Origin of the sequence: Aureimonas ureilytica, assembly GCF_001475935.1 — a bacterium.
Lineage (GTDB): Bacteria > Pseudomonadota > Alphaproteobacteria > Rhizobiales > Rhizobiaceae > Aureimonas > Aureimonas ureilytica_A.
This window is the reverse complement of record NZ_LDQA01000001.1, coordinates 92,211-117,714: the sequence shown is the minus strand read 5'-3', so window position 1 is coordinate 117,714 and position 25,504 is coordinate 92,211. Positions and strand designations below refer to the sequence as shown.

The window sequence follows — 25,504 nt, the reverse complement described above, 5'->3', positions numbered from 1 at the left end:
TTGTTAGCGCCTGCGCGTGAGCCTCAGCCCACGCTGCCTTCCAGCGAGATGCCGATCAGCTTCTGCGCTTCCACGGCAAATTCCATGGGCAGTTGCTGGATCACGTCCTTTACGAAGCCATTCACGATCAGCGCGACAGCTTCCTCCTCGGGAATGCCTCGCTGCATGCAGTAGAACAGCTGATCCTCTGAAATCTTCGACGTGGTCGCTTCATGCTCGAACTGCGCCGAGGAATTCTTCGCCTCGATGTAAGGCACGGTATGCGCGCCGCACTCCTCGCCAATCAGAAGAGAGTCGCACTGCGTGAAGTTGCGTGCGTTCGCCGCCTTCTTCATCGCCGTGACCTGACCGCGATAGGTGTTGTTGGAATGCCCCGCCGAGATGCCCTTGGAGATGATGCGGCTCGACGTATTCTTGCCGATGTGGATCATCTTCGTGCCGGAATCGATCTGCTGGCGTCCGTTCGACACCGCGATCGAATAGAACTCGCCGCGCGAATTGTCGCCGCGCAGGATGCAGGACGGGTACTTCCAGGTGATGGCCGATCCTGTCTCGACCTGCGTCCAAGAAATGCGCGAGTTCGTGCCCCGGCAATCGCCACGCTTAGTCACGAAATTGTAGATGCCACCTTTCCCGTCCTTGTCACCGGGATACCAGTTCTGGACGGTCGAGTATTTGATCTCCGCGTCATCAAGCGCGACGAGTTCGACAACGGCCGCATGAAGCTGGTTCTCGTCGCGCTGCGGCGCCGTGCAGCCTTCGAGATAGGACACGTAGGAGCCGGCGTCGGCGATGATCAGCGTGCGCTCGAACTGGCCCGTGTTACGCTCGTTGATGCGGAAATAGGTGGACAGTTCCATCGGGCAGCGCACGCCCGGCGGAATGTAGACGAAGGAGCCGTCCGTAAACACGGCCGAATTCATCGTCGCGAAGAAATTGTCCGACACCGGAACGACCGTGCCGAGATATTTGCGCACGAGATCGGGATGATCGCGGATCGCCTCGGAGATCGGCATGAAGATCACGCCGGCTTTCTGAAGCTCTTTCTTGAAGGTCGTGGCGACCGAAACGGAGTCGAAGACGGCGTCGACGGCGACGCGCCCGCCATAACTGCCCTCCGACGGCGGCACCCCGGAGTCATCATCGCTTTCGAACGCGGACGGCTCGTCGGCCCGGCGCACACCGGCCAGGATTTCCTGTTCCTTCAGCGGGATGCCGAGCTTTTCATAGGTCCGCAGGATCTCCGGATCGACCTCGGCCAGCGAGGCCGGACCCGACATGGATTTGGGAGCGGCGTAGTAATGGATGTCCTGAAAGTCGATCTCGGGGTAATCGAGGCGAGCCCAGGACGGGCTTTCCATCGTCTTCCAGCGTTCGAAGGCTTGGAGCCGCCATTCCAGCATCCACTCCGGCTCGCCCTTCTTGCCGGAGATCAGACGGATCGTATCTTCCGTCAGACCTTTGGGAGCGACGTCCATTTCGATCTGCGTCTCGAAGCCGTACTTGTACTGGTCGACGTCGATCCGGCGGACCTGATCAATGGTCTCCTGGACTGCTGGCATGCTCGTTCTCCATACTCGCCGGATTCAAAGTCCGGTGGTCGGTTATTCGGTCGGCATATATCGATTGCGCACGACCGTTGAAATGGTGATCCGCTGGAAAAAGTTGAAGATGCCCAGCCAGATTAGATTCGTCGTTTGTTTTCAGGCGGCTTTCGGGTTGCCGCCAGTCACGCTTCGTCGCCAAATCCGCTCGTAGGCAGCGGCGAATGTCTCGATGTCGCGCTCGGACGTTTCGAGCCCGAAGCTGACCCGAATCGCTCCTGCATCAGGATCGATGCGAACGCCGGCTCGATGGAGCGCGGTCAGAACGTGGCTCGCGCCGATCTTTCCCGATGAACAGGCCGAGCCGGCCGATACGGCGATGCCTTCGAGATCCAGCGCGATCTGCACGGTCTCGGCCCGCAGCTTGGGGTGATGCAGCGACAAGGTCTGTGGCAAAGCCAATTCGCCCTGATTGACGAGAAGGCTCTCATCGAACGTTGCCAAACGCGCTCGGAGATAGCTCTTGAGAACCGCAAGCTCTTCGTGGCGTTGCGCCCGTACCGTCGCCAATTCGGCTGCCATGCCGAAACCCACGATAAGAGGAAGAGCCTCCGTTCCTGCACGCTGGCGCTTTTCTTGGGCGCCTCCAAGAATCAAAGGAGCCGGGCGAAACCCGTCGCTGCGCAACACGAAGGCCCCGGTTCCCTTCGGGCCGCCGATCTTATGAGCGGACAGGATCACCGCATCCGCATGTTCCAAGCAATGCGAGATGGACAGCCGCCCGGCCATCTGTACCGCATCGATCACGAGACGGATCGCGAACCGGCGGCAAATTTCGGCGATCGGACCGAGGGGCTGGATCACACCGGTTTCGCTATTCGCGAGCGTTATGGCCAGAAGGCCCGGTCCAAGGTGGGCCCAGTCTTCAAGGGCTTGAGGATCAACGATCCCGTCCGCTGTGACCGGCAAGCGAATAAGTGTAGCCGCAGGAAAGCGTCCCCCATCCCGGATGCACGGATGATCGGTGTCGAGAACAGCCAGACGAGGCAAAACCACATCCTCACCAGCCGTCAGCCAATTCGGCGTGAGACAGGTAGCGGCGGCTTCGCTAGCGCCGCTCGTGAAGACGACATTTTCTGGCGATGAACCGACAAGCTCGGCGATCTGGCCACGAGCACGCGACAGCGCCGCGCGCGCCGAGCGTCCCTCGAAGTGAACGGAGGACGGATTGCCCACGAGGTCGAGCGCAACCACCAGGGCCTCTCGAACCTCCGGCAGAAGCGGTGCACTCGCGTTGTAATCTAGATAGATGCGTCGCCCGAAAGCCGTCATCCCAAACCTTCGTTATGGATGGAACTGAAAGGGGTACGCGAAAATCGTTGTATTCGATCCAGTCCGCAGACTACATAGCCCCCTTGAGGGAAGCGTGTAGTTTTGAATCGTTCTAAGCCTAGAACCTACGAGGCTGCCTATCCTCCGTCAAGGTGCCGGCCTTCTCCGGCGCCGCTTCCTTGAGGTTTGCGAGAGATGCCCGAAGTCATCTTCAACGGTCCTGCCGGACGTTTGGAAGGCCGCTATCAGGCGGCGAAGGAAAAGAACGCGCCGATTGCGCTCGTCCTTCATCCGCATCCCCGCTTCGGCGGGACGATGAACAATCAGATCGTCTACCAGCTCTTCTATATGTTCGTGGAACGCGGCTTCACCACGCTGCGCTTCAACTTCCGCGGCATCGGCCGCAGCCAGGGCGAGTTCGACCATGGCTCGGGCGAGTTGTCGGACGCAGCCGCCGCACTCGACTGGATTCAGGCCATCCACCCCGATTCCAAGAATTGCTGGGTGGCGGGCTACTCCTTCGGCTCCTGGATCGGGATGCAGCTCCTGATGCGCCGGCCGGAGATCGAGGGCTTCATGTCGATCGCGCCGCAGCCCAATTCCTACGATTTCTCGTTCCTGGCACCTTGCCCCTCGTCCGGCCTCATCATCCATGGCGACAAGGACAAGGTCGCGCCGCCCAAGGATGTGCAGGGTCTCGTCGACAAGCTGAAGACGCAGAAGGGCATCCTCATCACACAGAAGACGATCGAGGGGGCGAACCATTTCTTCACCGACCATACGCCCGAGCTGATGGCCGAGTGCACGGAGTATCTCGATCGCCGTTTGGCTGGCGAACTCTCCGACATTCGACCCAAGCGCCTAAAGTAAGATCGTTTTCGTGGGTGGCGGGCCGACGCTACCCCGATGGGAAAGAAAGACCATGCCGAAGTTCAAGTCCGATTTTCTGCGCGTCCTCGACGAGCGCGGCTTCATCCATCAGATCTCCGATCCCGAGGGTCTGGACGCGCTTGCCCTGAAAGGGCCGATCACCGGATATGTTGGCTACGACGCAACGGCGACGTCGATCCATATCGGCAACCTGATCACCGTCACGATGCTCTACTGGATGCAGGAGACCGGGCATAAGGCGATCAGCCTGATGGGCGGCGGCACCTCCATGGTCGGCGACCCCTCGTTCCGCGACGACCAGCGCCGCCTGCTGACGACCGAGCAGATTCAGACCAATATCGATGGCATTCAGAGGGTGTTCGGCAATATCCTCCGATATGACGGCTCCAACCCTGCCATCATGGTCAACAACGCCGATTGGCTTCTGAAGCTCAATTATGTCGAGTTCCTGCGGGATGTCGGCCGGCATTTCTCCGTCAATCGCATGCTGTCCTTCGATTCGGTGAAGCTGCGGCTCGACCGGGAGCAGTCGCTCAGCTTCCTCGAATTCAATTACATGATCATGCAGGGCTACGACTTCACCGAGTTGAACCGCCAGTATGGCGCGGTTCTGCAGATGGGCGGGTCGGACCAGTGGGGCAACATCATCAATGGCGTCGACCTGTCGCACCGTATGGGCGGCCCTCAGCTCTACGCGCTGACGACGCCGCTTCTCACCAAATCCAGCGGCGAGAAGATGGGCAAGTCGGCCTCGGGCGCGGTCTGGCTCAACGGAGATCTCTTCAGCCCCTATGATTTCTGGCAATATTGGCGCAACACGGAAGATGCCGATGTCGGTCGCTTCCTGAAGATTTTCACGCGCCTTCCCTTGGACGAGATCGCTCGTCTGGCCAACCTCGGCGGCTCGGAGATCAACGAGGCGAAGAAGATTCTGGCGACGGAAGCCACGGCGATTGTGCATGGCCGCGACGCGGCGAGCCAAGCCGCCGAGACGGCGCGCACGACCTTCGAGGAAGGCGCTCTGGCGGATAATCTTCCGACGGTGGAAGTCACGAAGGATGAGCTTGCCAGCGGCATCGGCATCCTGTCCCTGCTTGTCAAGGCCGGCTTGGCCGCGTCGAACGGCGAGGCTCGGCGGCATGTGTCGGGTGGAGCCGTCCGCCTTGCGGACCAAGCCATCGCCGATGACCGCAAAATCGTGGGCGAGGCGGAAATTCAGGATGGCGTCGTCAAGCTCTCGCTGGGCAGGAAGCGCCATGTGCTGGTGCGTGTGGCGGACTGACCAGCACGAACCGAAGAACAGTTCTTCCGGAAGGCGGTCCCTCGGGCCGCCTTTTTCATTTGTAGGAGAAGATCTGCCGGAAGATGCCGGGCGCGATGACGGAGATCGGATTCACCACGAGGGTTGGAGACGCGAAAGGCCCGTCCAATCGATAGGTGATGCCGATCAGCCCGCCCTCATTGCCATTGCCGAGAATCTGGCCGAGGACGGGGATCGCACCGAACATCCGGTTGATCCCGTAGGCCGGCATGAAGGAGCCGGAAACGTCGATCTGTCCTCGGCCGTCATAGAGCGTTCCGTTGAAGCTGGACCCGAAGACGGGGCCTCGCAGGATGCCGTCCGACACTTTCAAGGCGGTGCCGGAATAGCTCAGCTTGGCTGACGCTTGATCGAAGAAGGCACGCTCCGCCTGGAGATTTTGCCCGACGGCCTGGGACAGGGTCTGCCCGTTTTGTCCGCCTGAGGACCCGACAATGCGCGACAGACGTGGCTCGTCCACCAAGGTGAAATTGGCGACCTGCAGCGCGCCGACATAAGACGTATCCGCCGTTCCCAGGAGATCGAGCGAAGCTTGCCCCCCCTCCATATGCTGATAAAGACCCGCAAAAGCGAGAAGCGCCCCGAGGTCGCCGCTACGAAGTCGTATGGCTTGAACAACGCCGCGCGGCGAAAGATCGCCGGACAGCGAGCCGCCACTGAGCGTTCCGCCAAGATTGAGCGCGGCAAGTTTCCCGCCCGCGCTGGCATAATTCATCTCGAACCCTTGAATGGTCTGGCCGTTGAAACCGTTCAATCGGTCGATGTCGGCATTGATGTCGAACGTGCCGCCGCCGAGCTTGCGATCTTTCTTTCCGACGCTTGCCTTCAATTCGGCCAGGATCGGCCGAGCATCGAACTGCGATCCCTTGAGTTCCACGCCATAACCGTTCCGATGGCGCGTCACCGCGACCTCAACCTCATCTCCCGGATTGAGTGCAACATGCGTCAGCTTGGCAGTTGAGAGCCCGTCATTGGTGAGAAGGACCGTACCGCTTGCCGCAAAACCCTCGCCCTTCAGCGCGACGTCTTTGAGCGTCGTGCTGCCGCCGTCCTGATCGAGATCGAAGGACAGTCGCGCCGGTACGCCAGCCCCCTTTTTCCAGGCAATGAAGGGCAGATCGAGCGTCGCGTCGCGTAGGTCGAGTTCGACGTCGAAGCCGGAGGCACCTTGGGTCACGGAAGCCTTCGTGTTGCCGCCAACGACACCCTTCAGACTGGGAACGAGTTCGACCAGTTTCTTGCCGCCCACGGTTGCGGAAAGGTCGATCCGTCTTTCGCCGACGGGCCTCTCACCGAAAGGGAGGATGAAGCTGATATCGGCCGGAATGCTTTCGATGTCTGCATCGAGCGAGCCGCTCGCCTGTCCCGGGATCACATGGATCAAACCGTCCAGATTGGTGAGTCTGCGGCCCTGGATGGATTGGCCGGGATCAACCTTTTCCAGATTGGCTTCGACAGCCCAGCTTTCCACCTGACGATCGGCGGCGATATGCTCGCCGAAGCGCAGGCTCGCCTCGACGTGAACCGTCGCATTTCCCTTGATCTTCGCAGTATCCAGATCGAGCGAGCGTAGCGCCCGAATCGGCTCCGAGTTCGCCACATCCAGGGCGTCGCGCAGCGGGCCCTCTGCCTTCAGATCGATTCCCAATGCGAGGTCGCGCGGGTTTCCGCTCGCAGGCTTCTGAAGGGTGACGGAAGCCGGCCCCAAAACAAGATCGGGATGATCCATCATGCCGGCACGGTCCACGAAAACCGTCGTCTTGCCACCTCTGGTTTCCAAGCGACCATTGGCATCGATCAAGCGTGGAACCGTACCGGCCGTCGAAAGGTCCATGTCGCGAAGATCGAGGTCGAGCTGCAATTCGCTGTCGGCGGGGGACTGCGTGGGCTTGAAGGCTTCGCCTAACCGAGATCGCAGCACATTGATCCGAATGGAACCGCTCGGCACGGCACCTTCGTCGCCGACATGGGCTAGCACCCAGTGACGTGCCTTACCGGAGATCATGAAGGGCCAGAAGGCCTTCACCGATGGTACCGAAAGCTGATCTGCCTCGACCATGAGGGAGGTCACATCCGAGGGCGCGTGGCCGCGATAGATGGCATGGCCCGTCAGCCGCCCTTTGGGCGTTACCAGTTCGAGTTGCGTCAGTTCGAGCGACTGAGCGGACGGATCGATCGAACCATCGATCCAGAACGTCCCATCCATGGGAGGCTCTCCCTCGGGCCGGCCGACACGGGAGAGAATTTGCCGGCTCCCGATCCGGAACTTCAACCGCTCCCTATCAGCCTCGGAGCCAGCCATCGCGACGGGTTCCAGGACACCTTCGAGATCGAAGGCGACATCTTCGAAGCGTACGGGGCTTGGCAAGATCTGGAAGCGGTCCTCGCCTTCCCGATATTCCACCCGGACGCTGGAGGGCTCCAGAGTCGTCCGGTTGAGCCCGAGTTGTAGATGGCCACCGCTTGCGTGGAGAGCCAAGCCGAGAACGGCCATGCCGGTCTCACTCTGCCGATGCATCCCCGCTTCCAGCGAGACAGACGCGTCGCTGCCGAAGGGTCGATCGTCGGTCAAGTTATCCAGCGCTGCCGGCGGAAGAACGGAGCCCAGATCGATTTCGCTCGACCGCAGCGAGAAGGACACGAGCCGCCCCGTCTCGCTATCGAAATTCGCAGCACCCCCGATCGAAATCGGAACGGCTCCGACATCCACTTTCGAGTAAAGGGACAGCGATCCGTCCAGCGCACGGTGGAGTTCCGCGCGGTCCAGATGGATGTCGGGAATGTCGGCAAAAGCGCCGGCAAAGCCTTCCACCGTGATGTCGACAAAAGCGACCGTATCGAAATGATAGGCCTGCAGCGCCTGAAGTTGGCGCTCGAGCGTTCGGATCGCGCGTTCGGCCACGCGAGACATGGGCGAACGCCCCGCTCCACTCTCAGCCGCTTGCGGGAGGCTAACGGGCTGCGAACTCGGGGACCGGACGGCGGATGTCTCTCCGAATGCCGCCAGATCAATCCGCGCCCGTTCGATCTCCAGCCGGCCGAATTCCAGCGAACCGCCCACCAGGGGAAGAAGTCGAACCGCCACGGACACGCGGCCGATTTCAGAACTAAGGTCGGGGTGGTCCTTTCGATGCAGAGACACGTCGTCCCATGTGAGGGCGAGGAGACCGTCGTTGCGAACTTCGAACCGCTGATCCCCCAACGACACTTCGTAGGCCGGGCCGAAAAGGCGGGACAGAGCCGCCTTGGTCTGCCCTTGGACGAACGCCTCGCCGGTAGACGTTCCCAGCAGAAGGAAGACGCCGGAACCCAAGACCAGAAGAAGAATGATCGCAAGGCTGACGAGACCGCCCAACAGGCGAACGAATCTCATCATTCAGCGGGCCTGCTCGTCCAGAGACGGGCGTGAGATCGGCCATTGGGCGTCGCGGCGGCTTGCGATGTCGGGAAGCATCGGTCCTTAACGTCTCGAACGCCTGAGATTAGGCAAAGTGGGTCTGCGATTTCGTCCGACTCCGGGCTGCGATCGCCTCGGCCGGGTGGTATAGCCGACGAATGACTAGCGAACTCTATCGTCGCCTCGCTCGTCATGCCGATCCATTTGGCCGAAAGGAAGGCTCCCGTGTCGATCCCGAATGCTGGACAAGAATGTCCTGATTTCGCTCTCCCGGAAAGTGACGGCTCAATCGTCACCAAAGCTTCGCTCAAGGGTCGAGCCTTCGTTCTTTATTTCTACCCAAAGGACGATACATCTGGCTGCACCACCGAGGCGATCGAGTTTACGGCGTTGATCCGTCAGTTCGAGGCTCTCGGCGTTTCCGTCTTCGGCGTGTCGCCCGATAGCGTGCAGAAACATTGCCGCTTTCGCGACAAGCACGATTTGAAGGTTCACCTTCTGGCCGATGAGGATAAGAACCTGCTTCAGGCCTTCGGTGTCTGGGCCGAGAAAAGCATGTATGGCCGCAAATATTGGGGTGTCGAGCGTACCACGGCCTTGATCGATGCCGATGGCCGCGTTGTACGCGTGTGGCAAAAGGTTAAGGCGGGTGGCCACGCGGCCGAGGTTCTAGAAGCCGCCCAGAGCTTCAAGAGCCCGCAGGCGTGACCGACGTTCCCGGCACGCTTCGGGCTGCGGCGATTAAAGCACTTTCGACCGCCGATCTGTCTGAAAAGGCGAGACTCACGACGGCGACGGCTGAGTTCTGGTTCGCCCGCAAGCTTGGCCTCTCCGCGCCGACCGATCCGCCCTCTCCGTCCCGGCCTGGCCGGCCTCTAAAGCCCGATCTCGTGCCGCCGCGCGACGTGCCGCGTCGTTCGGTCCACACGCTGGAGGGTCGGATCGCCATGATTCATGCCCTCGCCCATATCGAACTGAACGCCATCGACCTGGCGCTGGACATTGTCGCTCGGTTTTGTGGCCAGCCGGTTCCGCGATCCTTTTTCGATGGCTGGATGACAGTCGCGATGGAGGAGGCGAAGCATTTCGGCCTCCTTTCGGCACGCCTTGTCGATCTCGGCTCATTCTACGGCGCCCTGCCCGCCCATGACGGTCTCTGGCAGGCCGTGGAAGTCACGTCCCATGATCTGCCCTCTCGGCTCGCCATCGTCCCTCTGGTGCTCGAAGCGCGCGGTTTGGACGTAACGCCCTCCCTTCTGGCCAAGCTGAAGGAGGTCGGCGATCCGCAAACAGGAGCCATTCTCGAGATCATCTACAATGACGAGAAGAAGCACGTCGCGATCGGGGCGAAATGGTTCCGCTTCCTATGCGCGCGTCACCGGATCGACCCGGCCCGGCGCTTTCAGGAGATCGTTCGGGAGTGTTTCCGCGGCGAGGTGAAGCCGCCCTTCAATGACCGCGCTCGGGCCGAAGCCGGTCTGACACCGACCTTCTATCGCTCGCTTTCGCCGCTTTCGAGCTGAGCGAAGCAAGGTATCAACGCTCCATTAACCCTAATCAACTCTAATCGCGCCGAACGGCGGAAGTCCGTGTGGTTTGGAGTCGAGGCGGATGGCACCCTCAAGCCAGGGGAACGTTTTCGGCAGCGGAGCTGCCGCACGGACGATCATCATATCGCGTGGCAGCCTCGGTCGACGTTGGACCGTTCGCCCCTGGGTTGCCGCATCGATTGCGGGGCTTGGCATTTGCGCCCTCATCGGCTGCCTCGTGTTCGGCGGCCTCTTCTTCTTCAACGACAATATCGTTCGCGCTCTGCTCGCTCGCGAAACGCGCATGACGAACGCTTACGAAGAGCGCATGGCAACACTCCGCACCGAGATCGACCGTCTGAAGACTGGGCAGACGAAGGTTCGCGAAACCGTGTCGGCGCAGGTGAAGGCGCTTCTGACCCAACAGGCGGAACTGACTGGACGGTTCGAGCAGCTTCAGCCCTTGCTGGAGAAAGCGCGGGACATGGGCGTCCTGACGAAGGCGAGCCCCAATGCCGCGTCGGATGACGCATCGGCAGCCGGCCGAGAGCCATCGGCCCTTCCCACCGCGTCAAACAGTTCATCCCCATCCACCCCAACACGGCATCCCGAAGACATTAGCGCTTTATCCCTGCGGCATGCGGATGTCAGCGAGATCGCAGGCCTCGTTCTGCCGACGATTCGAAAATCGGTAGACATGGTCAGCGACGAGCAGACATCGACGATCGCCGAACTGGCCCGGACAACGCGGTCCCGCGCCGATCACTTGGCAGAGGTTCTGGGGTCGGTGGGCATCCGGGTCGAGGAGACGAAACCCGCCATCGGCGGCCCCTACATTCCGGCCGACGGCGAGCTGTCTTTCTCAAACAGCCTCAACCTTCTGGATCAGGCCTTGCAGACCTATGGCCGACTGAAAACCAAATCGGCCCGCGTGCCCCTGGCAGACCCGCTGCCCGGCGCACGGGTCACATCGACCTTCGGCGTGAGGCCCGATCCGTTTTTCCGACGCGCGGCGCTGCACAGCGGAGTTGATCTGGCAGCTCCCACCGGCACTCTGGTCAGAGCCACCGCGAGCGGCAAGGTCGTGTCGGCCGGCGAGGCTGGCGGGTATGGGATGATGGTCGAGATCGACCATGGCAACGGGTTCAGCACGCGCTACGCACATCTCTCCGAAATCGACGTTGCCAGTGGTTCGGCAATCAACGCCGGGCAAATCGTCGGACGCGTCGGGAGCACGGGCCGAAGCACAGGCTCGCATCTTCATTACGAAGTGCGGACGGATGAAACGCCGGTCGATCCAGAGCGATATATTCGCGTCGGACGCAAGCTCGCCAAACTCTAAGTCACCGCACGTTGCAAAAAAACCTCCGCCCGGCCCAGCCGAACGGAGGTTCAGAAAGATGAGCGACGCGTTACCGCATCGCCCGAAGTGATATTAGTCGATGTCGGCGACTTCGACGTCACCACCGAAAACACGTTGCGCGAGCGCGGCTTCGATGAAGTCATCCAGACTGCCGTCCAGCACCTGTTGCGGTGCCGTGCTTTCCCTGCCGGTTCGCAGATCCTTCACCAGCTGATAGGGCTGGAGGACGTAGGACCGGATCTGGTGCCCCCAGCCGATGTCGGTCTTGGAGGCGGCGGCGGCGTTCGCCTTTTCTTCCTGCTTTCGCAGCTCTTCCTCGTAAAGGCGGGCACGAAGCATGTTCCAGGCCGTGGCGCGGTTCTTGTGCTGCGAGCGCTCGCTCTGACACTGCACCACGATCCCGGTCGCCAGATGCGTGATACGCACCGCCGAGTCGGTCGTGTTGACGTGCTGACCACCCGCACCCGAGGCGCGATAGGTGTCGATGCGAACATCGGCTTCGCTGACATCGATTTCGATCGAGTCGTCCACGACCGGATAAACCCAGACCGAAGCGAAGGACGTGTGCCGCCGCGCCTGACTGTCGTACGGCGAGATGCGCACGAGACGATGCACGCCGGACTCGACCTTCATGCGGCCATAGGCGTTGTGGCCCTTCAGAAGAATGGTCGCGGACTTGATGCCCGCTTCTTCTCCCGAATGCTGTTCCAGCACTTCGACCTTCAGCTTCGCCCGCTCGCCCCAGCGCATATACATGCGAAGGAGCATGGAGGCCCAGTCCTGGCTTTCGGTGCCACCTGCGCCGGAATGGATTTCGACATAGGTGTCGTTGCCGTCAACTTCGCCGGACAGAAGCGTCTCGATCTGGCGTTCGGCGACTTCCTTCTGAAGCGCGCGAATACCGGCCTCGGCCTCGGTCACGATCGACTCGTCACCTTCCTCGTCGCCCATGGCGATGAGTTCGATGTTGTCGCGAAGACCGCGTTCGATCGCGAGAATGCCGTTGATGCCCGAGTCCAGACGCTGGCGCTCCTTCATGAGGCGCTGAGCCTCCTGCGGATCGTTCCAGATGGACGGGTCTTCGGCGGCCGCGTTCAGCCGATCGAGTTCTCGAAGGGACTGATCCCAGTCAAAGATGCCTCCTCAGCAGGCTTACGGCCTGCTGGATTTCGTCGACAATGGATTGGATCTCGGCTCGCACGCCGCTCTCCCTCGTTTGCAATGAAAAGGGTTGGAATGGCGCGGACCATAGGCACCACGTCACGCCCTGTAAAGCTGACACAAAAGCGGTTTAGAACAGACCGCCCGCGCCCGACACGATCGCCTGCTGCGCCTCGGCCGGCAGCGGCTGCGAGGCGACCGGGCCGCCGCCCCCTTCGCCGATCACTTGATAGACATTGGACGGGCCCGTGCCGGGCTTGAACGCCTCGATGATCGCATCCTTGGAATTGGGGTCGGCCGCCATACCGGTTCGCCTGTCGACGGCAACCTGAGTCATGCCCTCGGGAATACGGAAATCGGCGACGGGCTTGCCGGCGATCGCATCCTTCATGAAATCGACAAAGACCGGCGCCGCGAAACCGCCACCGGTTCCGCCATGGCCCAGAGGCTGAGGGTTGTCGTAGCCAAGATAGACGCCCGTCACGAGATTCGGGGTGAAACCAACGAACCAGGCATCCTTCTCGTCATTGGTCGTCCCCGTCTTACCGGCCGCAGGCACGCCCAGTTCCTTGACGACGGTCGCCGTGCCGCGCTGGACCACGCCTTCCATCATCGAGGTGATCTGATAGGCGGTCATGGGATCGAGAACCTGCTGGCGATCATCGATGAGTTCGGGTTCGGGCTGATCGGACCAGGCCGCGTCATTGCACTGATCGCACTTGCGGTTGTCATGCTTGTAGACGGTGCGCCCATAGCGGTCCTGCACCCGGTCGATCAAGGAAGGCTCGATGGACCGCCCGCCATTCGCCATCACCGAATAAGCCGAGACCATGCGCATGACCGTTGTTTCGCCGGAACCGAGCGCCATCGGGAGATAGGGCATCATCTTGTCATAGATGCCGAACCGCTCCGCATATTCGGCCACGAGTTTCATGCCCATGTCCTGCGCGAGGCGAACGGTCATGAGATTGCGGCTTTTCTCGATGCCTGTGCGCAGAGTCGAAGGGCCGGCGAACTCGCCGCCATAATTCTTTGGCTCCCAGAAACCGCCCGTTCCGTTCGGGATCGAGATCGGCGCATCGAGAATGACGGACGCCGGCGTGTAGCCATTATCGAGCGCGGCCGCATAGACGATCGGCTTGAACGACGAGCCAGGTTGACGATAGGCTTGCGTTGCTCGGTTGAACTCGGACTGGGCATAGGAGAATCCGCCGACCATGGCGAGAACGCGGCCCGTATGTGGGTCCATCGCAACCAGCGCGCCCTGCACGCGAGGCGGCTGACGCAGGCGGTATTCGCTGCCATCGCCCTTCTTCTCGACATAGACGACATCGCCGCGTTGAAGCACCCGATCGGCGGTCTTCACCGAGGCGCGCCGACCGCCCTCGACCATCGAGAGCGCCCAGCGCATGTCCGATAGCGCGATCGTGCCGATCTCGCGCTCCGGACCGCGCCGGCCCGAGGGCAGTTTGTCAGGCTGGAGGCCGATGCTCACCGAATTCGCGTCCGTGGTCAGAACCACCGCGAGCTGCCATTCGGGAACGTCCGACAGGCCTTCGATCTCACCCAGCGGCGTGCCCCAGTCATTGCCGAGTTCGATGGTCTTGACCGGCCCCCGGAACCCCTTGGCCTGGTCGTATTGGACGAGGGCATGTTGCAACGCTTTGCGCGCCTCGACCTGCATATGCGGATCGATCGTGGTCCGCACCGAGAGGCCACCTTCGTAGAGGGCGTTCACGCCATAGCGCGAGATGATGTCGCGCCGAACCTCTTCGGTGAAATATTCCGCCGACGGCACGTAGGCGTTGTTGGAGCGCGTCTTGATCCCAAGCGGCTTCGCGATGGCCTTATTGGCTTCGTCCTGCGTGATGAAGCCGTTCTCGGCCATGCGCTGGATGACCCAATTGCGGCGCGCCAACGCCTCGTTCGGGTTTCGGAATGGATTGTAGTTTTCAGGCGCCTTGGGCAGAGCCGCGAGGTAGGCGACCTCTTGGATTTCCAGCTCGTTCACGGACTTGTCGAAATAGGACAAGGACGCGGCTGCCACGCCATAGGCACCCAGCCCGAGATAGATTTCGTTCAGATAGAGTTCGAGGATCCGATCCTTGGAGTAGGCCTGCTCGATGCGCAGCGACAGGATGGCTTCCTTGACCTTGCGCTCCATCGAGCGCTCGTTGGTCAGAAGAAAGTTCTTGGCGACCTGCTGCGTGATGGTCGAACCGCCCTGCATCGGGCCGCCCTTGATGGAGACGACGGCGGCGCGCACGATCCCCTCGGGATCGACGCCGTGATGTTCGTAAAAATTCTTGTCTTCGGCCGATAAGAACGCATTCTTCAGCCGATCAGGGATCGCCTGGATCGGCAGGTAAAGACGCCGCTGCTTGGCATACTCGGCCATGAGCCCGCCATCGGACGCGTGGATGCGCGTCATCACCGGCGGCTCGTATTTCTCCAGAACCTGATAGTCCGGCAGGTCTTCGCTCATCTTGGCGACATAGACGCCGACGCCACCTGCCCCGATCAGCGCGAGCACCGACCCGATGCCGAAGAAATAGCCGAGCAGCTTGATCATCGTGACCCTATCGCCTGCATTCTGGATTCGCCCGAACAGCACGCGACCGGGTCGCGCGGTCCCGAACCCGCGAGTGCGCGATATGGCCGGGAGTTTGGACTTCCTTCATAAATGAGGCGCCCCGATGTTGCGAGGCGCCAATGCGTGTTTGCTGTGGCAATTGCGCCACGCGGAACGCTCGCGTCAATTCGCGCTGCGTTGATCCACGATCGAGCGATGCCGGGAAAACGCCTCGATCGACCGCGCTAGAATGGACGCGACCTTCTTCTGCCAGTCGGGCGAGGTCAGGAGTTTCTCCTCCTGTTCGTTCGAAAGGTATCCCATCTCGACCAAGACCGAGGGCACATCGGGGGCTCGCAGAACGCGAAAGCCGGCCGACCGCTTGGGATTGTTGATCAGGCGAACGCCGCCGTCCTTCAGTTGCGCTACCAGCCCAAGGGCGAAATGCTCCGAGAAGCCCTCGGTCTCCTGTCGAACGAGGTCCACGAGGATGTCATGGATTTCCGGCGCATCCTGATCCCACTCGGCGCCGGCAAAACGATCAGCGGAGTTTTCGCTGTCCGCCAGTTCGCGCGCCAAGCCATCCGACGCCTTCTCCGAAAGGGTATAAACGGTCGCCCCCCGCAGATCCTTGTAACGGATCGAGTCGGCATGGAGCGAGACGAAAAGGCCCGCCTTCGCCCTGCGGGCAATAGCCGCCCGCTCGTTCAAGGGAATGAACGTGTCGTCCTCGCGCGTCATCAGCACTTTAATATTCGGATAAGCCGAGAGCGCGTCGCGAAGAGCAAGACCGAACGCGAGATTGACGGCCTTCTCCTCCGTCCCCTTCTCGCCGGTAGCCCCGCGATCGATTCCCCCATGGCCCGGATCGATGACGATGACGAAAGGATCGGACGCCCGGCGCGGCTCAACGTGACCCGCGACGGACGCTTCGCGGGCTTTCGCCGGCACCACGAAATCCGCCTCCCGGCCTTTGCGCAGCGTCAGGAGGATCAGCGTTCGCCCATCCTCCTGTCGAGACGTGAGCTTTGGTTTGACCGCACTATTGAGTTCGAGAAGCAATCGGTAGCGATCGGCGGCGACCAGCCCCTGCTTCACCCCCCGCACCCAATGCGCGCCTTTCGTAACCGGCGCTGCGGCCGCCGAGAGCGTGGCGTCGAAATCCAACGCCAATCGATAGGGCGACTTGAGCGTCAGAAGATCGGGTTGCGCCGCACCGTCCAACTCGATCTCCACGTCGTCGCCCTCATCCACCGATGTCAGTCGAATCGCCGTAATGACGGAGGGGTCGGCGGCGCGCGCTGGCAGCAAACCGTGGACGAACAGAAGAAAAAGCACCGCAAGGCAACGAAGAGTTTGAGACATGCAGTTGGCAACCGGGGGTCTGGCGGCAAGTTGAGCCGGTTCTAGGCGACGAACATGGGTGGGAACTGCCCTCTGGAGAGGCCTGGCACTTGTTTAGGCGCGTCCCACGCCATAAAAGCAGAAGTGAGGCTACCGCGTCGATTGCGGAACGGCTTCGCGACCGATCGGAAAGACGAGATCTCGTCTCCGAGCCGAGACGCGAGGCCCGACCGAACCAGCGATCGATCGTGACGAGCCTTCGACAAATTTTCTCCGTTCGAGACAGTCTCGACGGACTTCCATCATGCGGGACGGCCGTCAGGTTGGCTGCATGTCTTTCATCGGCCGATGAAACGGCCACCCATTTATTGCAGGTCGCGAGCGCGTGTCGTCAGCAGTGTTTTCATCCCGGATAGACCGCCGCCAGATTGGGCAGGCGAAGCATCCTTTGACCGGGACCATGCTGTTTGCAAACCGCTCGGCACCTGCCGGCCCGCCCTTTCCGATCTTTCAACCGGCGTTATCCGCCGGATCGTTCGGCAGGCTCCGGGTCTCGGAGTTGAGATTTCATGGCAAACAAGATGTTGATCGATGCGTCGCATCCGGAAGAAACCCGGGTCGTCGTCGTCAAGGGTAACCGGATCGAAGAATTCGATTTCGAGTCCGAACACAAGAAGCAGATCAAGGGCAATATCTATCTCGCGAAGGTAACGCGGGTCGAGCCGTCGCTGCAGGCCGCCTTTGTCGAATATGGCGGAAACCGGCATGGCTTCCTCGCCTTCAGCGAAATCCATCCCGACTACTACCAGATCCCTGTGGCGGATCGTCAGGCCCTGATCGAGGACGAACTCGCCCGCGCGGCCGAGGAAGAAGAAGAAACCGAACGCAAATCCGCCCGAGACAATCGCGCGCGCTCGCGCCGCTCGCGTGAAACGGAGGCGAAAGCCGCTGACGCGGGTGACGACAGCGTCTCGGAAAACGTCTCCGGCATCGAGGACGTCCCTGATACCGAGGAGGAAATCTCCGAAGTGGGCTCGGCCCAGGTCGGCAATTACGGCGAAACGGATGGCGAGGACAGTTCCGCATCCGAGAGCGCCGACACGTCCGACGAAGAGGATTTGGGCGAGCAGCCCGCTGAGCCTGTAGCCTCTGACGAAGCGCAGAAGGATGGTAATCGTCGGCGTCGGCCGCGCCGTCGCACGCGTGGGTCGGACGACGATGCGCCGTCCGGCGAGGACGAGGCGGAACAGATCGACGATCTCGGCAGCGAAGACGCGATGGAAGAGGTGCCGGTTCGCACCCGCGCTCCGCGCAAGAACTACAAGATTCAGGAAGTTATCCGTCGCCGGCAGATTCTGCTCGTTCAGGTGGTCAAGGAGGAACGTGGCTCCAAGGGCGCCGCGCTGACGACCTATCTCTCGCTGGCGGGCCGCTATTCGGTTCTCATGCCGAACACGGCGCGAGGCGGCGGAATTTCGCGCAAGATCACCAACGCTGCGGATCGCAAGCGGCTGAAGGATGTCGTGCGCGATCTCGACGTGCCGCGCGGCATGGGCATTATCCTGCGCACGGCCGGTGCCAATCGCACCAAGGCCGAGGTGAAGCGGGACTACGAATATCTGATGCGTCTCTGGGAGACGGTGCGCACTCTGACGCTTCAATCGATGGCGCCGACCCTCGTCTACGAGGAAGGCAGCCTGATCAAGCGCTCGATCCGCGATCTCTACAACAAGGACATCGATCAGGTTCTTGTGGCGGGTGAAGCCGGCTACCGCGAAGCCAAGGACTTCATGCGGATGCTGATGCCAAGCCAAGCCAAGGTGGTGCAGCCCTACCGGGACCCGACGCCGATCTTCGCGCGCCAGGGCATCGAAGCGCAGCTCGACAAGATGGTGCAGCCGAACGTGACGCTGAAGTCCGGCGGCTACATCATCATCAACCAGACGGAAGCGCTGGTGTCGATCGACGTCAACTCGGGCCGCTCGACCCGCGAGCACTCCATCGAGGATACGGCTTACCAGACCAATCTGGAGGCCTCCGAGGAGATCGCACGCCAGCTTCGCCTGCGCGATCTCGCGGGTCTGATCGTTATCGACTTCATCGACATGGAGGAGAAGCGCAACAACCGGAACGTCGAGAAGCGCCTGAAGGATTGCCTGAAGGACGATCGCGCTCGCATCCAGGTGGGCCGCATCTCGCATTTCGGCCTTCTGGAAATGAGCCGCCAGCGCATCCGCGCGAGTGTGCTCGAATCCACCATGCAGACCTGCCCCGTCTGCAACGGCAACGGCTTTATTCGTTCGGCGTCCTCGCTGGCGCTGCATGTCCTGCGCACGGTTGAAGAGCATCTGCAGAAGCACGGGACGCACGATCTCATCGTCCGAGTGCCGACCGCGACAGCGCTTTATATCTTGAACGAGAAGCGTCGCACGATCGATGAACTTGAGGCCCATTATGGGCTCCATATCATGCTGGAAGCCGTGGAAGGTCACGGCCATCAGCATATCGCGATCGAACACGGCGCCGAGGCGGTTCAGCGTCCGCGCCCCCAGCCGGTTCGCCCCATCAGCCTCGCCCCGGATGATCTGATCGAGGTCATGCCGGAGGAAGACGAGATCGTTGCCGAGGTGATGGACGACACGGAGGCCGCGACCGAGACGGAAGGCTCCGATGACGATCGCCGCGACGGTTCGCGTCGCCGTCGTCGCCGTCGTCGCAACGGACGCAAGTCCGATGCCGCTGGTCAGGACAACGACATCGAAAGCGCCTCCGACGAGGAAGACATCGCCGCCGATGACGAAACCACCTCGTCGGAAGCAGACGTAGAGGTGGATGGTGAGGATGCCGAGTCCGAAGCGTCGGCAGGTCACGATGAAGATGGCAAGAACCGCAAGCGTCGTCGCCGTGGTCGGCGGGGTGGCCGTCGCACCCGTGAGGACGAGGCCAATGACGCGCCGGTCATGGATGTCGCCGAAGGTGCTGGCTCGAACGAAGCTTTGCCAGATGTCGTGTCGGACGATGTTGCCGAGGAACCGGTGGAGGTCGATGCGACTGCTCCCGTCGAGATTGGCGACGTGGCCGAACGCTCGTTCGAGCCGGAGATGACGGACGCCGTCGACGCCATGGCGGGAGCCGATCTCGATGCTCGCCCGCTCGGTGAACTCGAGGCGGACCGGAACAGCGATGTGCCGGATGAAAACGAAGTCATGGCAGCCACAGCCGAAGCAGGCGCATTGATCGACGGAAACCCGCCTCTGGATGAGGTCTTCCCGTCGGACAGCACGCCCTCGACCGAAGCCGAAGACAACTCGGCTGAAGAGTCCTCCCGCGGTCCACGACTGACGACCAACGGCGTCGATCAAGAAAGCGAACAGGACGATCGTCCCAAGCGCACGGGCTGGTGGTCGCGTCGCGGCTTCCTCTGATTGAAACCAAAAGGGCGGCTCTCGAGCCGCCCTTTTTGCATCGAGTGTCTTGCCGCCTCTCAGGCCTTCAGAAAGCCCGCCAACCTTTCGGTCGCTTCAGCCAGTTCGGATGTGGAGCCGGCATAGGACAAGCGCACGAAATGCTCCCCCGCCACCGGATCGAAGTCGATCCCAGGCGTCAGCGCGACGTGACAGCTTTTGAGGACGCGGCTCGAGAACTCGCTCGCGCTCCCCATCCCAGCAGGAAGGCGCGCATAGGCGTAGAAGGCGCCGTCGATCGGAGCGATATCGGAAAATCCGAGCGACGGTAGACGCTGCGCAAGGATCGCACGATTGCGAATGTAGGTCTGCTTGATCTCTTCGAGTTGATCGCGCGTTTCGAATACCGCTTCGGCCGCGACCTGACTGAGTTCGGGCGCGGAGATATAGAGGCTTTGTCCGATCCGCTCCGAGGCTCGCACCAGCGAACCGGGCAAGACGAGCCAGCCGATGCGCCAGCCGGTCATGCAGTAATATTTCGAAAACGAATTGACGATGATGGCGCGGTCGGAAAATTCCAGCGCGGACGTGTCACGCTCGCCATAGGTCAAGCCGTGGTAGATTTCGTCCGAGATGAAGGCGATCCCTTCCCTATCGCAAAGCTCGATCAGCGCCTTCAACTCGCTGCGTGGGGTGACCGTCCCTGTCGGATTGGCAGGGCTGGCAATGAGGACGCCATGGATCGGTTCCTGGCGATGCGCTTCGAGCAGCCGTTCCGCCGTCAGGATGTAATCCTCGTCCGCGCCGACCGGGATCTCCACGGGCACCAGTCCAAGAGCTTTCAGGATATTGCGATAGGCGGGGTAACCCGGATTGGCGATGGCAACACGGTCCCCGACATCGAAGGCCGTCAAGAACGCGAGATTGAAGCCCGCCGACGAACCGGTCGTGACCATGATTCGTTCGGGCGGCACGTCGACGCCGTAGGTCTCGGCGTAATGGCGCGCGATGCGCCGTCTCAGTCCGATCCGGCCCAGAGCGTCCGTGTAGCCGATGCGGCCGGCGCGAAGAAACGCCTCCGCCGCTTCGCCCGCATGGGGCGGTATGGGCGCGGAGGGCTGGCCGACAGCGAGAGAAATGACATTGACGCCCGCTGCCATCATCCGGTTCGCTTCCGCCAGAACGTCCATCGCCCGGAATGGGTCGATTTCGGAGCGTCGGGATGCTTTGATGGGACGGCTGGTGTACATGTCTGGTCTCACAATCGCCAAGGCGCCTTATTTTCCCGGCAAGGGAAAGGGTGTCTGTAATCCGTTCATAGGGGCCGGTCGGGGAGCATGGGAAGGGTCGCAATGAAAGAATGGCGCCGGCAATTGTCGACAGCCTGCCTCGCGGTTGCGCTCGCCTTTTCCTGCGTGATGCCGACCGCTACGCCATCCTTCGCTCAGTCCGCCGGGCAGCGTCGCCTGCCGGTGGTCCGCGACGCGGAAATTGAAAGCCTCGTTCGAGACTACGCGTCGCCGATCCTGAAGGCTGCCGGGCTGTCGCCGAGCCGGGTCGAGATCGTCCTCGTCAACGATCTCAACTTCAACGCCTTCGTGGCGGGCCGCCGTATCTTCATCAATACGGGAACGCTGCTCGATTCCGAAACCCCCAACGAAACCATCGGCGTGATTGCCCACGAGGTGGGCCATTTGGCCGGCGGCCACCAAGAGCGACTGCGAGATCAGATCGCACGCGCGCAGACCATCGCCGTTGTCGCAGGTCTGATCGGTGCGGGTGTCGCGGCGGCGGGCGCGGCGTCGGGTTCGGGCGCTGTCGCAGGCCTAGGCAGCGGCCTGATGACAAGCGGAAGCGGCATCGCGCAGCGCGGATTGTTCTCCTATCAGCGCACCGAAGAAACCACAGCCGACCGCTCCGCCCTCACATATCTCCAAAAGACCAATCAGTCTCCTAAAGGTCTTCTCGACAGTTTCGAAGGGCTGATGCGCAAGAACATGCTCGCTGGCATCTCGCGCGACACTTATCTTTCCTCGCATCCGGCCCCGCAGGACCGGATCGGCTTCCTGCAGACGGCTGCGCACGAGAGCCCTTTCTTCGACAAGAAAGACTCGCCAGACCTCCAGTTGCGACACGACTTCGCCCGCGCCAAGATCGCCGCCTATAATGGTGGTGCCGCGCAGGTGCGTCGCAGCTTCGGACGGCAGCTTCACTCACTTCCCGCCCTCTACGGCGACGCGATCGCAACGCATCTGGCGGGCTCGCCGAAAGCGGCGCTCGACAAGATCGACGCTCTCATCGTCAAGCAGCCGAATAATCCTTGGTTTCATGAATTTCGCGGTGAGATTCTGATGACCGCTGGTCGCGCCAACGAGGCCGAAGCTGCCTTCAGCAAGGCGGCCAAACTCGACCCTTGGAAGTCCGGGCTCATTCAAGCCTCCATTGGTCAAGCCATCGTCACCGGGGGCCGGCCCGAGAAGATGAAGGACGCCGTGGCCCAGATCCAGCGCGGCTTGGAAGCCGATCCCGGCAACTCGTCCGCCTACCGTTTCCTGGCCATGGCCTATGGCAAGCTCGGCCAGATCGGGGACGCAGAACTCGCGACCGCCGAGGGCTATTGGGAGGCCGGCAACTTCAAGGACGCGAAGGTCTTCGCGGCTCGCGCTCAGCAAAAATTCCGCCCGAACTCGCCGCAATGGCGAAGGGCCCAAGATATCCTCGTCACAAAGGTCAAGCGTCCATGACATCTCCACGCCGCTCGTCGACTCGCCTTCGCCGAGCCGGCTCTCTTCTTCTGGCGCTGACATTCGTCGCAAGCGCGGTCCCCGCCCAAGCGTTCGATGACGCCCAGACCAAGGACATCGAAGGGATCGTGCGCAACTATCTGCTGACGCACCCGGAGATCCTCATCGAATCGATGCAGGCTCTAGAGGCCAAACGTACGGCCGAGGAAACCCATAGCCGCCGCCAAACGATCGAAACGTCCCGAGCCGCCCTGGAATCCACGCCCGCTGGCACAGCGCTCGGCGCGAAGGACAGCGACGTCACGCTGGTGGAGTTCTTCGACTACAATTGTGGCTACTGCAAACGCGCGGCCAGCGATATGGAAGTGCTGCTCGACAGCGACAAGAAGCTTCGTGTGGTTCTGAAGGAAATTCCCGTGCTCGGGCCTGCGTCCGAGGCTGCGAGCCGTGTCAGCCTCGCGTTTCGTTCGCTGAAGCCCGAAAGCTATGGAGCGTTCCAACGCCAGTTGCTGGCGAGCAAGGCGCAGGTCGACGAGGCGCGTGCCCTACAAGTGGCCAAAGACTTTGGCGTCGAAGCATCCGCTTTGAAGCCGCTTCTCCAGAGCTCCAGCATTCAGACGGAACTGCAACAGGCCGGCGCCTTGGCCATGGCCCTCGGCATCGACGGAACCCCCAGCTACGTCGTCGGGGATGAAGTGGTCGCTGGCGCGGTTGGAGCCGATGCCTTGGCTCAGAAAATCGCCAACGTGCGCCAATGCGGGAAGGCGTCCTGCTAAGATTCCTTGCCAAAGGCGTAAAAAGGGAGCTTTTCCCGCAACCTGCCCCGGTCTATACGCCGTGGGAGACAGGATCGCGGCCCGACAGTGCATGGCGCGCGGTTGCGAACGAGACGAACAGACGTTCACGCGAGAAGAGTTCCAGGCCAACGGACTTCTTTCTCGACGGGAGCGACACCGCAACCGTTGCGCGGCGACGTCGCCGCGATCTCCCATGATTTGATTTCGAAGGATCCCCATGCAGAACCCGGAAACGAAAGTTGATCGGTCTCTCGTCCGCGAACTCGCCGACATCCTGAATGACACCGATCTGACGGAGATCGAAATTGAACAGGGTGAGCTTCGCATTCGGGTCTCTCGCAAGAAAGAATATATCCAAGGCGGCTACGCCGCGAGCATCCCAATGCCGGTCGCGGCGCCCATGATGCCCGCAGCAACCCCCGCCGCTGCCCCCGGCACGGCAGCACCATCCGCTGGACCTGAGGTCGGCTCCGTCCCCTCGCCCATGGTTGGTACGGCCTATCTCTCGCCTGCGCCCGGCGCGAAAGCCTTCATCGAGATCGGCCAGTCGGTGAACGAGGGGGACACGCTGCTGATCATCGAAGCCATGAAGACGATGAATCAGATTCCGGCGCCGCGCTCGGGAACAATCAAGCGCATCTGCGTCGATAATGGACAGCCCGTCGAATACGGCGAAGCGCTGGTGGTGATCGGCTGAGCCGATCCTGCCTTCCGCACTCAGTGCCCAGCCGACCGATGAAAGGCCCGTCATGTTCAACAAGGTTCTGATCGCCAACCGTGGCGAGATCGCGTTGCGCGTTCTGCGCGCCTGCAAGGAGCTCGGCATCGCCACCGTCGCGGTCCACTCGACCGCCGACAACGCCGCCATGCATGTCCGCCTCGCGGACGAAAGCGTTTGCATCGGACCCCCGCCCGCTCGCGACAGCTACCTGAACATTCCGCAGATCCTTGCAGCCTGCGAAATCTCCGGGGCGGACGCCGTTCATCCAGGTTATGGCTTCCTGTCGGAAAACGCGCGCTTCGCCGATATTCTCGACGCCCACAACATTACCTTCATTGGCCCGACGGCCGACCATATCCGCGTGATGGGCGATAAGATCGAAGCCAAGCGGACGGCCCAGAAGCTGGGCATTCCGGTGGTGCCCGGCTCGGCCGGCGCGGTGACGGACGATGGCGAGGCAGCCCGGATCGCGACGGAAATCGGCTTCCCCGTCATCATCAAGGCCTCGGCTGGCGGCGGTGGGCGCGGCATGAAGGTGGCCAAGACGGCGGCCGATCTCTCGGTCGCTCTGGCCACGGCCCGCTCCGAAGCGGGCGCGGCCTTCGGTGACGACGCGGTCTACATCGAGAAATATCTGGAGAAGCCTCGCCATATCGAGGTGCAGGTTTTCGGCGACGGAATGGGCAAGGCCATTCATTTGGGCGAGCGAGACTGCTCGCTCCAGCGCCGCCATCAGAAGGTCTGGGAAGAGGCGCGCTCCCCCGCGCTTGATGATGCGCAGCGCAAGCGGATCGGCGAGATCTGCGCCAACGCCATGGCGGAAATGCGCTATCGAGGCGCCGGCACGATCGAGTTCCTTTACGAGAATGGCGAGTTCTATTTCATCGAAATGAACACCCGCCTTCAGGTCGAGCATCCCGTGACGGAGGCGATCACCGGTCTCGATCTCGTGCATGAACAGATTCGAGTGGCGGCCGGCCTCGGCTTGTCCGTGCAGCAGTCCGATATCAACTTTCTCGGCCACGCGATCGAGTGCCGCATTAATGCGGAAGACCCACGAACCTTCGCGCCATCGCCCGGGCAGATCACCTATTATCACGCGCCGGGTGGCCTTGGCATTCGCGTCGATTCGGGTGTCTATCAGGGCTACTCGATCCCGCCCTTCTACGACAGCTTGATCGGCAAGCTGATCGTTCATGGCCGCACGCGCAATGAGTGCCTGATGCGTCTTCGGCGCGCCTTGGACGAGATCGTCGTCGACGGTGTGAAGACCACCCTGCCCCTGTTCCAGGACCTCGTGGAGAACCCGGACATCCAAGCCGGCCAGTACGACATTCACTGGTTGGAACAGTATCTCGCTCGGTCCGCTCCGGCGGCTTGAGGC

General features: G+C 61.7%; 17 protein-coding genes. 10 read left to right on the top strand and 7 right to left on the bottom strand.

Annotated features, from left to right (window positions below):
* Positions 1 to 23: 23 nt before the first annotated feature.
* Both sufB and NS365_RS00510 read right to left on the bottom strand, forming a co-directional pair.
* Entirely contained in the window at positions 24 to 1,562 is a 1,539-nt protein-coding gene (gene sufB / locus NS365_RS00515) for a Fe-S cluster assembly protein SufB (protein ID WP_058598317.1), read from the bottom strand.
* A 141-nt stretch (positions 1,563 to 1,703) separates the two neighbouring features.
* On the bottom strand, positions 1,704 to 2,876 hold the full coding sequence (locus NS365_RS00510; protein WP_058598316.1) for a cysteine desulfurase family protein: 1,173 nt from the start codon (positions 2,874 to 2,876) through the stop codon (positions 1,704 to 1,706).
* A gap of 195 nt (positions 2,877 to 3,071) precedes the next feature.
* Here NS365_RS00510 and NS365_RS00505 point away from each other — a divergent pair, with 195 nt between their 5' ends.
* Together NS365_RS00505 and tyrS are read left to right on the top strand one after the other, a co-directional pair.
* Positions 3,072 to 3,746, top strand: a complete 675-nt coding sequence (locus tag NS365_RS00505; RefSeq protein ID WP_058598315.1) for an alpha/beta hydrolase — start codon at positions 3,072 to 3,074, stop codon at positions 3,744 to 3,746.
* Positions 3,747 to 3,798: 52 nt separating this feature from the next.
* Complete coding sequence (gene tyrS / locus NS365_RS00500; protein WP_058598314.1) at positions 3,799 to 5,049, top strand: tyrosine--tRNA ligase; 1,251 nt, start codon at positions 3,799 to 3,801, stop codon at positions 5,047 to 5,049.
* Between the two features lie 55 nt (positions 5,050 to 5,104).
* On the opposite strand, the gene NS365_RS00495 is transcribed toward tyrS, so the two are convergent.
* Positions 5,105 to 8,464, bottom strand: coding sequence for a hypothetical protein (locus tag NS365_RS00495; protein WP_058598313.1), 3,360 nt, complete (start codon positions 8,462 to 8,464; stop codon positions 5,105 to 5,107).
* A gap of 213 nt (positions 8,465 to 8,677) precedes the next feature.
* On the opposite strand from NS365_RS00495, the gene NS365_RS00490 reads away from it, so the two are divergent.
* The 3 genes from NS365_RS00490 (at position 8,678) to NS365_RS00480 (ending at position 11,356) form a co-directional block, all read left to right on the top strand.
* Complete coding sequence (locus NS365_RS00490; RefSeq protein WP_153003588.1) at positions 8,678 to 9,193, top strand: peroxiredoxin family protein; 516 nt, start codon at positions 8,678 to 8,680, stop codon at positions 9,191 to 9,193.
* Complete coding sequence (locus tag NS365_RS00485) at positions 9,190 to 10,008, top strand: ferritin-like domain-containing protein (RefSeq protein ID WP_058598312.1); 819 nt, start codon at positions 9,190 to 9,192, stop codon at positions 10,006 to 10,008. The genes NS365_RS00490 and NS365_RS00485 overlap by 4 nt, the downstream gene beginning before the upstream one ends.
* A 397-nt stretch (positions 10,009 to 10,405) precedes the next feature.
* A complete protein-coding gene (locus NS365_RS00480; RefSeq protein WP_193753351.1) occupies positions 10,406 to 11,356 on the top strand; it encodes a M23 family metallopeptidase in 951 nt (316 codons plus the stop codon).
* A 93-nt stretch (positions 11,357 to 11,449) separates the two neighbouring features.
* On the opposite strand, the gene prfB is transcribed toward NS365_RS00480, so the two are convergent.
* From prfB to NS365_RS00465, 3 genes are all read right to left on the bottom strand, one after another.
* Positions 11,450 to 12,578, bottom strand: a protein-coding gene (gene prfB / locus NS365_RS00475) for a peptide chain release factor 2 (RefSeq protein ID WP_153003587.1) whose coding sequence is annotated in 2 segments (ribosomal slippage) — positions 11,450 to 12,508 and positions 12,510 to 12,578 — 1,128 coding nt in all. Because the reading frame shifts where the segments join, the coding sequence is not laid out codon by codon here.
* A gap of 90 nt (positions 12,579 to 12,668) precedes the next feature.
* Positions 12,669 to 15,110: a penicillin-binding protein 1A gene (locus tag NS365_RS00470; RefSeq protein WP_058598309.1), complete on the bottom strand. Its 2,442-nt coding sequence runs from the start codon at positions 15,108 to 15,110 to the stop codon at positions 12,669 to 12,671.
* Between the two features lie 183 nt (positions 15,111 to 15,293).
* Positions 15,294 to 16,475 (bottom strand): N-acetylmuramoyl-L-alanine amidase, encoded by a 1,182-nt coding sequence (locus NS365_RS00465; protein WP_058598308.1) that lies wholly within the window; start codon positions 16,473 to 16,475, stop codon positions 15,294 to 15,296.
* Between the two features lie 548 nt (positions 16,476 to 17,023).
* Between NS365_RS00465 and NS365_RS00460 the strand changes: the two genes are divergently transcribed.
* The gene (locus NS365_RS00460; protein ID WP_058598307.1) at positions 17,024 to 19,879 is read left to right on the top strand and encodes an Rne/Rng family ribonuclease; all 2,856 of its coding nucleotides are present in this window, start codon (positions 17,024 to 17,026) and stop codon (positions 19,877 to 19,879) included.
* Positions 19,880 to 19,938: 59 nt separating this feature from the next.
* Here NS365_RS00460 and NS365_RS00455 read toward each other — a convergent pair whose 3' ends face one another.
* Positions 19,939 to 21,108: a pyridoxal phosphate-dependent aminotransferase gene (locus tag NS365_RS00455; RefSeq protein WP_058598306.1), complete on the bottom strand. Its 1,170-nt coding sequence runs from the start codon at positions 21,106 to 21,108 to the stop codon at positions 19,939 to 19,941.
* A gap of 102 nt (positions 21,109 to 21,210) precedes the next feature.
* Here NS365_RS00455 and NS365_RS00450 point away from each other — a divergent pair, with 102 nt between their 5' ends.
* The 4 genes from NS365_RS00450 to accC all read left to right on the top strand — a co-directional run bounded on the left by NS365_RS00450 (position 21,211) and on the right by accC (position 25,501).
* Positions 21,211 to 22,602, top strand: a complete 1,392-nt coding sequence (locus NS365_RS00450) for a M48 family metalloprotease (protein WP_193753350.1) — start codon at positions 21,211 to 21,213, stop codon at positions 22,600 to 22,602.
* Positions 22,599 to 23,378, top strand: a complete 780-nt coding sequence (locus tag NS365_RS00445) for a DsbA family protein (protein ID WP_058598304.1) — start codon at positions 22,599 to 22,601, stop codon at positions 23,376 to 23,378. The genes NS365_RS00450 and NS365_RS00445 overlap by 4 nt, the downstream gene beginning before the upstream one ends.
* 238 nt (positions 23,379 to 23,616) lie before the next feature.
* The gene (gene accB / locus NS365_RS00440) at positions 23,617 to 24,096 is read left to right on the top strand and encodes an acetyl-CoA carboxylase biotin carboxyl carrier protein (RefSeq protein ID WP_058598303.1); all 480 of its coding nucleotides are present in this window, start codon (positions 23,617 to 23,619) and stop codon (positions 24,094 to 24,096) included.
* Positions 24,097 to 24,148: 52 nt separating this feature from the next.
* A complete protein-coding gene (gene accC, locus NS365_RS00435) occupies positions 24,149 to 25,501 on the top strand; it encodes an acetyl-CoA carboxylase biotin carboxylase subunit (protein ID WP_058598302.1) in 1,353 nt (450 codons plus the stop codon).
* Positions 25,502 to 25,504 lie beyond the last annotated feature (3 nt).